The organism is Hydrotalea sp. GW822-HT8A01, assembly GCF_058798575.1.
Genome location: NZ_CM179506.1, coordinates 1,821,631 through 1,834,768 on the forward strand (window position 1 = coordinate 1,821,631; position 13,138 = coordinate 1,834,768).

Consider the following 13,138-nt stretch of genomic DNA (forward strand, 5'->3'; position numbering starts at 1 on the left):
TGCGTACAACAGCCGGCTACAAAAAAATTGTTGGCAAATTTAGCAGTAAACGGTGGTACAACAAAAAACCCCGACGAATCGGGGTTGAATGGTATAAGGTCTTTACTCTTTTTCAAAATCGGTTGCTTTGGGTAAAATATCTCCTGGTGTATTGAGTTTGCTGTGTTTGCGGCTATAAGCAAAGTATACAATAATACCCAGTGCCATCCAGGCAAACGCAACTTTTAAGGTTTCGGGATCTAAAGCTACTATCATCCCCAAACAAATAACGAATCCCAAAATAGGCACCAATGGCACCAATGGCGTTTTGAAAGGACGATGAATTTGTGGCGATTTGATGCGTAAAATCCAAACCCCCAGGCTTACCAATAAAAAGGCAAATAAGGTACCAAATGAAGTTAAATCGCCGGCTACACTACCCGGAACAAATGCAGCAAAAAGACCAACAAAAATAAATAATATCCAGTTGGCTTTATACGGGGTTTTGTATTGGGGATGTAAATCGCCAAATGCTTTTGGGATTAATCCGTCGTTACTCATGGTATAAAAAATACGGCTTTGCCCCATTAACATCACGAGAATAACAGAAGAGAAACCGGCTAAAATTGCTACCGTTACTGCAGTAGCCAGCCAGCTATAGCCTGTCATATAATGTTGAATGGCATAGGCAACGGAAGCTTCTTTTCCGGCTTTTGCAAATTCACTCCAATTGGCCACACCGGTTAGCACATGACCAAATAAAATATAGAGAATGGTACAAACCACCAGCGATCCTAATATACCAATCGGCATATCTCTTTTCGGGTTTTTAGCTTCCTGTGCAGCCGTGCTTACTGCATCAAAGCCAATGAAGGCAAAAAACACAATGGCAGCACCACCTAAAACGCCACCCCATCCATGTTTAAAATAACCACCATGGCCGGGTGCATCGGCGGGTATCAGGTAAGGGGTATGATTTTCGGGCTTAATAAAATGCCAGCCAATGGCAATAAAGGCAATTACAATGGCAACTTTTATAAATACAATAATCATATTAACGGTTGCAGATTCCTGCATACCACGAATTAATAATAAGGTCAATGCAAGCAATATCACTAAAGCCGGCAAATTGATGATGCCCCGAACACCGTTCATAGAAGTTTCGAAGGGCGAGTGGCACCATTCATATGGGATTTGCCCTCCCAGCAAATTATTCAGGTATTCGCTCCAGGCAATAGAAACGGTAGCAGCACCCAGTGCATATTCCATAATAAGTGCCCAACCAATAATCCAGGCAATTAATTCACCCATTGTAAGATAAGAGTAGGCATAAGCACTACCCGCAATGGGTATCATAGAAGCAAATTCAGCATAACATAAGCCGGCAAAAGCACAGCCAACAGCAGCTACAACAAATGATAAAGTAACGCCCGGGCCTGCGGCTTCGGCAGCTGCAGCCGCAGTTCTTACAAACAATCCTGCGCCAATAATGGCACCAATACCTAAGGCTATCAGGTTTCCGGCTCCCAGGGTTCTTTTTAAACCCGATTCACTATCGGAAGCCTGCGTCATAATGCCCTCAATTGATTTTTTTCTAAATAAACTCATGGTACAGTTGATTAGGTTTTACAATTTTCGAATTGGAAAAATAGGAATTTAATTCATTACAGCAGGTAAAACTTTATGAAACAGCGCGGAATAATTGATTTTTTGAAACAGGTGCATAAAAAATTGAAAGCAAATACTGTTCTGAAATACAAGTGTTTCTTTTGCAAAACAATCTGTAAGGAGTATTCATTATACGTGGTTTATACCTATATTGCCGCTTTGTATAACCGGTTTTGAAAAGCCTGCAATTATATTTAATAAAATAGTGCAGTATTCTGGCTGCATGCGCTGCTTAAACAGAAACACCATATGAAGAAAAACAGATTAACCCTCTATATTTTAATAGCGATGTTACTGGGTATTGGCGTTGGTTATCTGGTGCATGAAAATTCATCCCCAACCTTTATTGCTGCTTTTGCGCCAAAAGCCAATTTATTAACCACCATATTTCTGCGATTGGTGCAAATGATTATTGCCCCGCTTGTATTCAGTACACTTGTAGTGGGTATTGCCAAATTGGGTGATTTAAAAACGGTTGGAAGGGTGGGCGGTAAAGCATTGCTTTGGTTTATCTCAGCATCTTTTACCAGTTTATTATTGGGGCTTTTACTGGTTAATATTTTTAAACCCGGTACCGGTATACATTTAACGGCAGCTGATACCGGCGGTGCCAAAGATTTATTGGGTAAAACACAGTCTTTTTCTTTAGATACTTTTGTGAGCCATGTTTTCCCCAAAAGTATTATTGAGGCCATGGCTACCAATGAAATTTTACAAATTGTAATTTTTTCTATTTTCTTTGGTATAGCAACTGCTGCTTTGGGTAATACCGGAAAAATTATTATTAAAGTATTGGATGCGGTAGCGCAGGTAATTTTAAAAATGGTAGGTTATATAATGGGATTTGCACCATTGGGTGTATTTGGTGCTATTGCCGCGGTTATTGCCACCAATGGGTTAGAAGTGTTTAGGTTTTACAGTTTGTATCTCTTGTATTTTATGTTGGGTATTTTTTTGTTGTGGGCATTGTTATTAATAGTAGGGGCTATGATTTTAAAAAACCGATTGCCTGCTTTGGTACGCAGAATTGTTCAACCACTCATTATTGCTTTTAGTACCACCAGCAGCGAGGCAGTTTTTCCCAAATTAACAGAGGAACTCGAACGCTTTGGTTGTAACAATAAAATTGTTGCATTTATTCTGCCCCTGGGCTATTCCTTCAATTTAGACGGAAGTATGATGTACATGACTTTTGCCAGTTTAGCCATTGCACAGGCCTATGGTATTCATTTAGATATTGGCACCCAGCTCACCATGTTAATTGTTTTAATGTTAACCAGTAAAGGTATTGCCGGTGTGCCTCGTGCTTCTTTGGTAGTGGTTACGGCAACTTGTGCAATGTTTAACATTCCACCTGAGGGGATTGCTTTAATATTGCCAATCGATCATTTCTGTGATATGTTTAGAACGGCTACCAATGTGTTGGGAAATGCTTTGGCTACTTCAGTGGTAAGCAAATGGGAGGGGGCAATGGAATTGGAAAATGCAGCTTAAAATACATTCATTTTAATTAAATAGTATGTTGTTATCTTTTGAATGGCATCAGTTATTACAACCACAGTTTTATATTGAGCATGGCGGTCTTTGGGTGCTGCTGTTTATTGTATTTGCTGAAACCGGATTATTTGTCGGATTTTTTTTACCAGGCGATAGTTTATTATTTGTTGCAGGTATTTACAGTAATATGCTAATGGCATCTTTTATCGAATCGAATAGCAGCTTTATTAATTTGGTTTTGTTGATTGTATTGATTTCGCTGGCAGGCATTTTGGGCAATGCGGCTGGTTATTGGTTTGGTAGAAAAGTAGGGCCGGCCATGTATCATTGGAAAGATAATTTTATTTTTAAACAACATTATTTACAACAGGCACACGATTTTTATGAAAAGCATGGCGGCGGTGCCATTATATTTGCCCGATTTATTCCAATTGTAAGAACATTTGCACCTATTGTAGCGGGCATTGTGGCCATGGAGCATAAAAAATTTACCTTCTTTAATATTGTAGGATGCGTAGCCTGGGTAATTGCAATGGTAGCAGGTGGACATTATTTAGACAGGTTTTTTATTGTAAACTATCAGTTTGATATTAAAAAGCATTTAGAAATTATTGTGCTGGCTATTGTTTTGGTAACCACTGCACCAGTATTAATTAAATTGTTTTTGGGTAAACGAAGAAAGCAATAGCTAAAACTGCTGTTCAGGATGTTTTTACAGCTTCTTTTATTCGTTTTGCATCAACCTTTCTCCATTTTATTTATATTCATGCCTTTAAAAATTAGATTGAAACAATCGGTATGAATCAAAAGCAATATGGCATCCTGTCATTACCCGTTATTATAGGCGCATTAGGTTATTTTGTAGATATTTATGATTTGCTCTTATTCAGCATTATACGTGTTCCTTCTTTAAAATCATTGGGTTTAACCGATGCTCAGATTGCAGGCGATGGGTTGTTTATCTTAAACATTCAAATGATTGGGCTGTTGCTGGGCGGCATATTATGGGGTGTTTTGGGCGATAAAAAAGGAAGACTTAAAGTTTTATTTGCTTCCATTATATTATACTCTATTGGAAATATTGCCAACGGGTTTGTACAAACGGTACACCAATATGCATTGGTGCGCTTTATTTCCGGTATTGGTTTGGCCGGTGAATTGGGAGCAGGTATAACATTAGTAAGTGAATTATTGCCTAAAGAAAAAAGAGGGATAGGCACATCAATGGTTGCAGGCATTGGTTTAACCGGTGCTGTATTTGCATTTTTTATTAAAGAAATGTTTGAATGGCGTACCTGTTATTTTATTGGCGGCGGTTTGGGGCTGTTATTATTGTTATTGCGGGTGGGTGTTTTAGAGTCGGGTATGTTTCAATCACTGCAACATAAAAATGTACGCAAGGGCGATTTTTTTATGTTGTTCTTGAAACGAAAATATTTTCTAAAATACATGAAGGCCATTTTAATAGGATTACCCACCTGGTATGTGATTGGTATACTTATTAGCTTTTCAAAAGAGTTTGGAGCGCACATGCAAATTCAGGGTACTGTAGATCCGGGGAAAGCAGTAATGTATGCGTATGTGGCCATTTCAATTGGAGATGTACTGGTAGGCTTTTTAAGCCAGGCATTACAAAGCAGAAAAAAAGCGGTGTTTATTTTTTATGGTATTACGGCCATTTCAATTGTATGGTTTTTTAATCTGCATGGGCAATCGGTAAACATGCTGTATTTGGTAGCTGCTATTTTAGGTTTCGGAACGGGCTTCTGGGCTATTTTTGTAACCATGGCAGCAGAACAGTTTGGTACCAATATTCGTGCAACAGTGGCAACAACGGTACCCAATATGGTAAGAGGTTCATTGGTATTAGTTTCTTTGCTATTTACAGGATTACAATCATATACCGATTATTTAAAAAGTGCCTGGATAACAGGAATTGTTGTAATGCTTATTGCTGTATTGGCTGCCTGGTATACTGAAGAAACTTTTCATAAAGATTTGAATTATGTAGAAGTGGATGAGGTATTGCCATAGCCGGGCAATTTCCTGATAAAGTATATCTTCCGTCAATACAGCATCGTTACAACTGATGGGCGATTGAAAATAGGTGGCCTGTAACATTATTGATTTCTAAAAACTTTGTATGAAGTTGTTGGTGATTCGTTTTTCTTCAATTGGAGATATTGTATTAACCACGCCGGCTATACGTTGTCTGAAGCAACAACTACCCAATGTTGAAATTCATTTTTTGAGTAAACTTCAGTTTAAAGCGGTTACAGAAGCCAATCCATACATCGATCAATTTCATTATTACAATGGCAATTTATCTGCCCTAATCAAAACTTTGAAAGCTGAGCAGTTTGATTATGTAATTGACTTTCATAAAAACTTTCGTTCTTATAAAATTCGTTGGGCTTTGCGTACCAAAGTATTGGCTTATCGAAAACTGAGTGTACAAAAATTTTTACTAACCCGATTTCACATTAACTTAATGCCGGGTAGGCACATATCACTACGTTGTTTAGATGCTTTAGCACCTTTGGGGGTTACTGATGATGGGAGGGGGTTAGATTATTTTATACCATTGCATGCAACACTAAAGCCAGGCGATTTACCGGTATCGCATAGTGCCGGTTATATTGCCATTGTAATTGGAGCATCGTATTTTACCAAGAAGTTGCCTTTGGAAAAACTGCAAGAATTGTGTGCTGCCATCAACTACCCCATTGTATTGGTAGGGGGAAAAGAAGATGCTACGATGGGTGCGGCCATAGCTACTGTTGATGATATTAAAGTTTATAATGCCTGTGGAAAATTTTCTTTACATGAATCTGCCGATATTGTTCGCCATTCCAATCTGGTGATTTCGCATGATACCGGTTTACAATATATTGCCTGTGCATTTCAAAAAAAAGTATTGGCCATTTGGGGTGGTACTTCGCCAGCATTAGATGTGGAACCTTATTACGGAACCGGTTACGTAAATGAAGCATTGCATCATTTGTACCATAACTATGTGGTACCAAATTTAGCTTGTCAGCCCTGTTCAAATTACGGTACTACAACCTGCCCTAAAAAGCATTTTCATTGTATGCAATGGCAGGATGTGGATCAAATAGCAAAGGATGCGTTGGCAATGGTTACAAAAAAATAAGCCCTGCTATTAAAACAGGGCTCATTACGAAGGTATATTGATCATTACAATGTTTTCAGCACATCATTCATGCCTCTAACAGCGGCGGCACTTTTTGCAAATGCTGCTTTTTCATCTTCATTTAATTCAAAATCCAGAATTTTTTCCCAGCCATTTTTTCCAATGATTACGGGTACGCCCATGCAAATATCTTTTTGGTCATATTCGCCATCTAAATAAACACAACTGGTAATTAATTTTTTCTCATCGCGTACAATGCTCTCTACCATAGCTGCACAGGCAGCGCCGGGTGCATACCAGGCCGATGTACCAATTAATTTGGTTAATGTAGCACCGCCCACCATCGTATCATTAATAATTTGTTGTTGCTGTTCGGCAGATAAAAATTTGGTAACAGGTACACTGTTCCAGGTTGCTAAACGAATCAATGGAATCATAGTGGTATCACCGTGTCCGCCCACTACCACTGCATTTAAATCAGCAGGGCTGCAGCCTAAGTGCTGGCTTAACTGATAACGGAAACGGGAGCTGTCTAATGCGCCGCCCATTCCGATTACGCGGTGTTTAGGTAATCCGGTAGCCTGTAATGTTAAATAAGTCATGGTATCCATTGGGTTGGATATGATGATGAAAATTGCATTGGGTGAATATTTTAAGATGTTTTCTGCAACACCTTTTACAATGCCTGCATTTACACCAATCAATTCTTCTCTTGTCATACCGGGTTTACGCGGTAAACCTGAAGTAATTACCACCACATCCGAATGGGCAGTTTTTGAATAATCATTGGTGCTGCCGCTAATGCGGGTATCAAAACCCAGTAAAGCTGCAGTTTGCATCATGTCTTGTGCTTTCCCTTCGGCAATGCCTTCCTTAATGTCTAATAAAACCAGTTCATGGCAAAGTTCTTTTCTGGCAATATTATCGGCACATGTTGCACCAACGGCACCTGCACCTACAACGGTAATTTTCATAAAAACATATTTAATAATTAGTGAATAAATTTATTTCAAAAACCTATTATTATCCAAATGGGATAGCTATTATTTTAAGGTAAGCTTTCAAAATTTTTATTGTAAGGCTTCCATTATTTCCTGAGGTGAAGCGCCCTGTCTGAATTCTTTTACAAACTTACCATGCTTATTATATAAGGCTATAAAAGGGGTAAATTCTACTTTATAAAATGCGGGTATAAAATATTGGGGATCTCTTCCTGCAACCACATTTTTATACTTACTCAGGCCATAATCAAAATAAAATTTTTTAATATCATCAAAAGGGTGGTAGCTAACCCAAACAAAAAATATGTTGGAAAGACTATCCATTTTTTTGTTGAGTTCTTTTGCCTCATATTGGCAATGGCCACAATCGGGGCTGAAGTAAATAATGGCAACCGGAATGTTTTTAGGAAGGGAACGATTGGTAAACCAGGTACTGTCTGTACTTAAAATCTGAAAGGAAGGAATGGTTGGATTTTTTAAATAGGCTGGTAAACTGTCATTATTTGTTTGTGCATTTGTGAGGAAGGGAAGCCAGCAAATAATGGCGCAAGCGATGAATATGTGCTTCATGTTGTATAGTAATTTAACTTGTTTTGAAATGAAACAATTTACAAACCGTAAATGCGGCATAAAGATACGAATACGTTTTTTGATGACGGTTTTAAAACACAAAATTAATTGAGAAAATACCTGCATATTGTTAAAATAGAGGAATTGTTTTGTTGGTGGGAAATTAGGCTATAGCATAAAAAAACCTGTCGAAATCAGCTGATTCGAGCAGGTTCTGAACAACGAAAATACGCTTCTGTTTTTACCCTTTGTGCGTCATGTTTTGTCTGTGAATTTGTCTGTCGGCGCGCTTAACAGGATGTTTTACGCCTTCGGCCTGTAATTGTTTTCTGTCCTGATTCATATCTTTTTTATCAGAGCGAATGTCTTTACCTAAAGCATTTGCTTTTGCTTTATTCCCATTTTCTAAGGCTTCTGCACGTTGCCTTTTGTCTTTTCTAATATCACGCACATCATGACGCATGTCTTTCATGCCTGATTTTACTGCAGGATTTTGAGTAGGAGTGCTGGTGGTAGCTCCGGTTTGTGCCATTGCTGCAATGGTGAAAAATAAACCGCTTGTTAAAAGGAAAACTGTTTTTTTCATGAGTTTCATTTTTTATAGATGGTGTATAATAACAGACCATTAGCGGATGAAGAAGTTTATTTAGCCGGTAAAATAATTTTAAAAAAGAATGTTAAGTATTGAATTGGTGGTAGTAGCTAGGGTATGGGGAAATTGAGTGAACCAATATTTTATGGAACGAATTGAAAGAGGGCGTAAGATATATTCTATTTTTTTTGTGCAGCTTCTATCATGCGCATTTCTTTGGCATCCTGTAAAAATTCAGATGCAAAAATAAAATTATTGAGTAACTGGTCTTTGCTGAAAATGATGTCTTTATTACTGCCTTCCCACTGTTTGCGGCCATTATGGAGATAAATAATATGGTCGCCAATTTCCATTACACTATTCATATCGTGTGTTACCACAATGGTTGTGGTATTAAATTCATGTGTAATATCTTTAATGAGTTTATCAATCAGTAAAGAAGTTTGCGGATCTAATCCTGAGTTGGGTTCATCGCAAAATAAATATTTCGGATTGAGTACGATGGCTCTGGCAATACCTACTCTTTTCTTCATACCACCACTTAATTCAGCCGGAAATTTTTGATTGGATCCGGATAAGTTTACCCTTTCCAGCACTTCATTCACCCGTTTTTGTTTTTCTGTCATGGAAAGTTTACTGAACATATCGAGTGGAAAACGTACATTTTCTTCTACAGTTTTTGAATCGAATAGTGCCGAGCCCTGAAACAGCATGCCAATTTGTTGCCGGAGTATTTTTTTCTCATGTTTGTTCATGGTCAGCATACTTTCACCGCTGTATAAAACATCGCCTGAGTCGGGTGTAAAAAGCCCCACAATACATTTGGTCAAAACCGTTTTACCACTACCACTGGTGCCGATAATGAGGTTACATTTGCCAGCCTCCATGGTAGCACTGATGTCTTCCAAAATGGTTTTATCTCCGAATGTTTTTTTTATGTGGCTAATTTCAATCATATCATATTATGCTAAGCTACAGAACTTCTATTTGGTTCTTCAATAAATCCTGCCAGCTGTCTCTTTTTCTAATTAAATGCGTTTTCCCATTTAATACTAATACTTCGGCGGGCTTAAATCTGCTATTAAAGTTACTGCTCATTTCAAAACCATAAGCGCCGGCATTGTAAAACACTAAAAAATCACCTTCTCTGGTTTCATTTAATAAACGGTTCCATGCAAAAGTATCGGTTTCGCAAATATTACCTACAACTGAATAGTGTATATGTTTACCGTTTGGATTGCTGATATTTTGAATGCGATGATAGGCATCATAAAACATGGGGCGTATTAAATGATTAAAGCCACTGTTTACGCTTACAAATGTAGTAGCAGAAGTGGGTTTCAGTACATTTACCTGTGTAATGAAATATCCTGCTTCACTTACCAGATATTTACCTGGTTCAAACCAAACCTCTAACGGTTTGCCATTTGGGTTGGGGTGCGCCGAAAATGCTCTTTTTACTTCTTTAGCCAGTAGTTCAATATTAGTGCCTTCTTCGTTTTCTTTGTAAGGTACTTTAAAGCCCCCACCCAGGTCAATGTATGTTAAGTGGTTAAATTTTGGAATTAAATCAAACAGCACGGTAATGCCTTGCACAAATACCGAAACATCTTTTATTTCGCTGCCGGTATGTATGTGCAATCCTTTAATGATAAGGTTGTATTGCTGAATAATGTTTAAAATTTCTGCTATTTGGTCAACCGGTATGCCAAACTTGCTTTTATCGTGTCCGGTAGATATTTTTAAATTGCCTCCTGCCAGAATATTGGGGCGTAACCGGATACCAACGGGGTAGGTATTGCCGTATTTTTTGCCAAATTTTTCTAAGTTGGAAATGCTGTCAATATTAATGTGCACACCTTCTTGAGCGGCTGCCTCAATTTCGTCAAAGGCTATACCGTTAGAGGTATATAAAATTCTGTTAGGCGGAATACCTGCATATAGTGCCAATTGCACTTCATTAATTGAACTGCAATCCATATTGCAACCCAAATTGCCAATGTATTTTAAGATACTGATATTGGTTAATGCTTTGCAGGCATAAAAAAAACGGGTATTGGTTTCTTGAAATGCATGGGTTAGTTGTTGGTACTGTGCCTCAATTTTTTCTGCATGATACACATAAACCGGTGTGCCATAATCATGTGCTATGGCTAATAAAGTTTCGTTACTGAGTGGCTGCATGCTGCGAAGATACAGCTTGAAAAAATAGATTGAGGATGATAGAAATGTTTATTCAGGAGAATTTTCCGGTTCAATCAAATCCTCGTTCGCTTCGTTTTCAGAACTGATACTGTCATCCACTAAAAGTTCACCCTGCGCATTTACAACAATGTTGCTGCTGTTATCTTCCTCATTTGATTGGGTGGCACTCATAAAATCTTCCGGTTTAATAACGGTGGCATCAACAGCCTGCTCAGCCAATACTTCTTTTATTTTAGGTAAATCATCAGGTGAGTTTATGCCAAAATAATCCATGAAATTTTTAGAAGTGGTGTATAACAAAGGTTTACCGGGCAATTCTTCATTTCGGCCGCTTATTAATATTAATTCTTTTTCTAATAATTTTTGAACACTGTAATCGCTGTTTACACCGCGAATGGTTTCAATTTCTCCTTTTGTAATAGGTTGTTTATAAGCAATAATGGCTAATGTTTCCAAAGCTGCATTGGAAAGGCGTTTTAAAAATTTATCTCCATTTAGTTGTACAACTGTTTTGTGAAATGCTTTTTTGGTTAGAAATTGCCATCCACCGCCGCTTTCAATTACTTCAAAGGGGTAAAATTCTGATTTGTATTTTTCGGTAATACCTTGAAGCGCCATTTGTATCTGTTCCAGATTAATTCTTTCTTCCATAAAACCAAAAGCATTATTAATCAGCTCTACCATTTCGGAAACTGTCAGTGGTTTTTCGCTGGCAAAAATCAATGCCTCAATATGTGGTATAATAGCACTTAATTCCACTGTTATGTTGCTTAAGGAGTTACTAAAATAGGTTTTTTTGATTAACCTTGTAAAGCGGCTGCTCCACTCACTATTTCTGTAAGTTCGGTTGTAATGGCTGCCTGTCTGGCCCTGTTGTACGAAATACGCAACGATTTTAATAATTCATTGGCATTGTCGCTGGCTTTGTCCATGGCCGTCATTCTGGCGCCATGTTCGCTTGCATTGGCATCCAATACTGCTTTATATAGTTGTGTGTTTAAAATTTTAGGCATCAGCTCAGTAAGCAAAATTTCTTTTTCGGGTTCAAAAATAAAATCTGCTTTTTGTGATCCGGTTTGTTGAATTTTTGGGATGGGTAAAAACTGTTCTGCAACAAAACGTTGTGATGCAGCATTTTTAAATTCGCTGTAAATAATTTCAACCGCATCAAAAGTTTTGTTTTCAAAAGCATACATGGCAGCCTGTGCGGCTTCTTGAACTTTTTCAAAGCTGAGCTGTAAAAAAATATCTTTATAAGTTTCTTCAGTTTTAAAACCCTGCTTTGACAGGCTTTCATAACCTTTTTTACCAATATTCCAAATAGTGATATTGCCTTTTTTTAATTGGGCTGCATATTTTTCGGCAATGGTTTGCTTGGCCAATTTTACTACATTGGAATTATAGGCGCCACAAAGTCCGCGATCGCTGGTAATTACAATCAGTAGCACCTTTTCAACCGGGCGTTCTTCAGCCAATGCAAGTGAGGCACCACCTTCCATATTGCTAACAATATTGCTGAGCATTTCCTGTAATTTTCGGGCATAGGGGCGCATTTGTATAATGGCATCCTGTGCCCTGCGTAATTTGGCAGCACTTACCATTTTCATGGCTTTGGTAATTTGCTGGGTGCTTTGTACACTTTTAATTCTGTTACGTACTTCTTTTAACTGACCGGCCATATTTCAACTTTAAATTGGCTGCAAAAGTAGCAGATTGGTATTAAATTCCCATCCTTCCTTAAAAATCTACTTAAAATTTTGGTTTACAGGTGCCAAACCAATCCTAAACCATTATTGGCAGGCTCTAAACAAAGCTTTGAAAGTCTTTTACCGTTTTGGTGATGTTCTAAGTACTGAATTACATCTAAAACAAATAAAAAGCTGCCCTGAAGTATTATACTGCTGCCAAAACCCTCTGTTTGGTCGTTGTTTTTTCTTAGGCCATGCTCTCTTAAATACAAACCTGTTGTAATGTAAGCTGCATCTAATCCTGTATTCAGCAGTAAAAATTGTTCTGTTTTTTGCTGCTGTAGCCAATTTTGCTGCGGGGTAATTTTTTTTGTGAGCGCTTTTTTGGCCTGTAAAAATCCAATACCTGCTATGGCAGCATTCACGGTGTTCCAATATACATTCATTTTAAAAAAAGTCTGTGTATTTCCTGAAGTACTGGCAGCACTGATACTGCTTTGGATGATATTTAGCCCTGCCCATGCGCCCAAAATACTCATGTTGTTTTTTATCAGCGTTTGGCGATTTATGTAAATACTATCATATTTCTGTTGCAGTGAACTGTCTGTTAAATTGATTTGTGCCTCAATTGTAATGGCAAAAAAGCCACTTGTTACAATTAATAACCAAAACTTTTTGTTCATAATATCCAAATTATTGTGAAATGAATGCAGGAATAGCACTAAAATGATTTCAAACCCAAAATAAATGGTGAATTCGTTAAGTAATTGATAAAGCAGTATTA

13 protein-coding genes are annotated in these 13,138 nt (G+C 37.8%); 4 read left to right on the top strand and 9 right to left on the bottom strand.

The window, feature by feature from the left end; genetic code table 11:
• Window positions 1-102 precede the first annotated feature (102 nt).
• Window positions 103-1,587 carry an APC family permease gene (locus AC3QLY_RS07915; RefSeq protein ID WP_074418033.1) on the bottom strand — a complete coding sequence of 495 codons (1,485 nt, stop codon included), beginning with the start codon at window positions 1,585-1,587 and terminating at the stop codon, window positions 103-105.
• A 309-nt stretch (window positions 1,588-1,896) separates the two neighbouring features.
• On the opposite strand from AC3QLY_RS07915, the gene AC3QLY_RS07920 reads away from it, so the two are divergent.
• From AC3QLY_RS07920 to AC3QLY_RS07935, 4 genes are all read left to right on the top strand, one after another.
• A complete protein-coding gene (locus AC3QLY_RS07920; RefSeq protein WP_218330893.1) occupies window positions 1,897-3,141 on the top strand; it encodes a dicarboxylate/amino acid:cation symporter in 1,245 nt (414 codons plus the stop codon).
• A gap of 25 nt (window positions 3,142-3,166) precedes the next feature.
• A complete protein-coding gene (locus AC3QLY_RS07925) occupies window positions 3,167-3,832 on the top strand; it encodes a DedA family protein (RefSeq protein ID WP_218330892.1) in 666 nt (221 codons plus the stop codon).
• A 110-nt stretch (window positions 3,833-3,942) separates the two neighbouring features.
• On the top strand, window positions 3,943-5,178 hold the full coding sequence (locus tag AC3QLY_RS07930) for an MFS transporter (RefSeq protein ID WP_068243242.1): 1,236 nt from the start codon (window positions 3,943-3,945) through the stop codon (window positions 5,176-5,178).
• A gap of 109 nt (window positions 5,179-5,287) precedes the next feature.
• Window positions 5,288-6,298 (top strand): glycosyltransferase family 9 protein, encoded by a 1,011-nt coding sequence (locus AC3QLY_RS07935; RefSeq protein ID WP_218330891.1) that lies wholly within the window; start codon window positions 5,288-5,290, stop codon window positions 6,296-6,298.
• A 44-nt stretch (window positions 6,299-6,342) separates the two neighbouring features.
• Here the strand turns inward: AC3QLY_RS07935 and mdh are convergent, their stop codons facing one another.
• The 8 genes from mdh to AC3QLY_RS07975 form a co-directional block, all read right to left on the bottom strand.
• Window positions 6,343-7,272 (bottom strand): malate dehydrogenase, encoded by a 930-nt coding sequence (gene mdh, locus AC3QLY_RS07940; protein ID WP_218330890.1) that lies wholly within the window; start codon window positions 7,270-7,272, stop codon window positions 6,343-6,345.
• Between the two features lie 96 nt (window positions 7,273-7,368).
• Entirely contained in the window at window positions 7,369-7,869 is a 501-nt protein-coding gene (locus tag AC3QLY_RS07945) for a TlpA family protein disulfide reductase (RefSeq protein WP_218330889.1), read from the bottom strand.
• 241 nt (window positions 7,870-8,110) lie between these two features.
• Window positions 8,111-8,455: a hypothetical protein gene (locus AC3QLY_RS07950; RefSeq protein ID WP_143439134.1), complete on the bottom strand. Its 345-nt coding sequence runs from the start codon at window positions 8,453-8,455 to the stop codon at window positions 8,111-8,113.
• Between the two features lie 185 nt (window positions 8,456-8,640).
• A complete protein-coding gene (locus AC3QLY_RS07955; RefSeq protein ID WP_074418557.1) occupies window positions 8,641-9,417 on the bottom strand; it encodes an ABC transporter ATP-binding protein in 777 nt (258 codons plus the stop codon).
• Between the two features lie 16 nt (window positions 9,418-9,433).
• The gene (lysA, locus tag AC3QLY_RS07960) at window positions 9,434-10,645 is read right to left on the bottom strand and encodes a diaminopimelate decarboxylase (protein ID WP_074418556.1); all 1,212 of its coding nucleotides are present in this window, start codon (window positions 10,643-10,645) and stop codon (window positions 9,434-9,436) included.
• 48 nt (window positions 10,646-10,693) lie between these two features.
• Window positions 10,694-11,425 carry an SMC-Scp complex subunit ScpB gene (gene scpB / locus AC3QLY_RS07965; RefSeq protein WP_081298673.1) on the bottom strand — a complete coding sequence of 244 codons (732 nt, stop codon included), beginning with the start codon at window positions 11,423-11,425 and terminating at the stop codon, window positions 10,694-10,696.
• 41 nt (window positions 11,426-11,466) lie between these two features.
• Window positions 11,467-12,345, bottom strand: coding sequence for an ATP synthase F1 subunit gamma (gene atpG, locus AC3QLY_RS07970; protein ID WP_074418555.1), 879 nt, complete (start codon window positions 12,343-12,345; stop codon window positions 11,467-11,469).
• Between the two features lie 83 nt (window positions 12,346-12,428).
• The gene (locus AC3QLY_RS07975) at window positions 12,429-13,037 is read right to left on the bottom strand and encodes a DUF6992 family protein (protein ID WP_141676827.1); all 609 of its coding nucleotides are present in this window, start codon (window positions 13,035-13,037) and stop codon (window positions 12,429-12,431) included.
• Window positions 13,038-13,138: the final 101 nt, after the last annotated feature.

Bases quoted from the DNA above. Each gene is read 5' to 3' on its own strand.
- AC3QLY_RS07915 (WP_074418033.1), bottom strand. From the start codon at position 1,587: ATGAGTTTATTTAGAAAAAAATCAATTGAGGGCATTATGACGCAGGCT.
- AC3QLY_RS07920 (WP_218330893.1), top strand. From the start codon at position 1,897: ATGAAGAAAAACAGATTAACCCTCTATATTTTAATAGCGATGTTACTG.
- AC3QLY_RS07925 (WP_218330892.1), top strand. From the start codon at position 3,167: ATGTTGTTATCTTTTGAATGGCATCAGTTATTACAACCACAGTTTTAT.
- AC3QLY_RS07930 (WP_068243242.1), top strand. From the start codon at position 3,943: ATGAATCAAAAGCAATATGGCATCCTGTCATTACCCGTTATTATAGGC.
- AC3QLY_RS07935 (WP_218330891.1), top strand. From the start codon at position 5,288: ATGAAGTTGTTGGTGATTCGTTTTTCTTCAATTGGAGATATTGTATTA.
- mdh (WP_218330890.1), bottom strand. From the start codon at position 7,272: ATGAAAATTACCGTTGTAGGTGCAGGTGCCGTTGGTGCAACATGTGCC.
- AC3QLY_RS07945 (WP_218330889.1), bottom strand. From the start codon at position 7,869: ATGAAGCACATATTCATCGCTTGCGCCATTATTTGCTGGCTTCCCTTC.
- AC3QLY_RS07950 (WP_143439134.1), bottom strand. From the start codon at position 8,455: ATGAAAAAAACAGTTTTCCTTTTAACAAGCGGTTTATTTTTCACCATT.
- AC3QLY_RS07955 (WP_074418557.1), bottom strand. From the start codon at position 9,417: ATGATTGAAATTAGCCACATAAAAAAAACATTCGGAGATAAAACCATT.
- lysA (WP_074418556.1), bottom strand. From the start codon at position 10,645: ATGCAGCCACTCAGTAACGAAACTTTATTAGCCATAGCACATGATTAT.
- atpG (WP_074418555.1), bottom strand. From the start codon at position 12,345: ATGGCCGGTCAGTTAAAAGAAGTACGTAACAGAATTAAAAGTGTACAA.
- AC3QLY_RS07975 (WP_141676827.1), bottom strand. From the start codon at position 13,037: ATGAACAAAAAGTTTTGGTTATTAATTGTAACAAGTGGCTTTTTTGCC.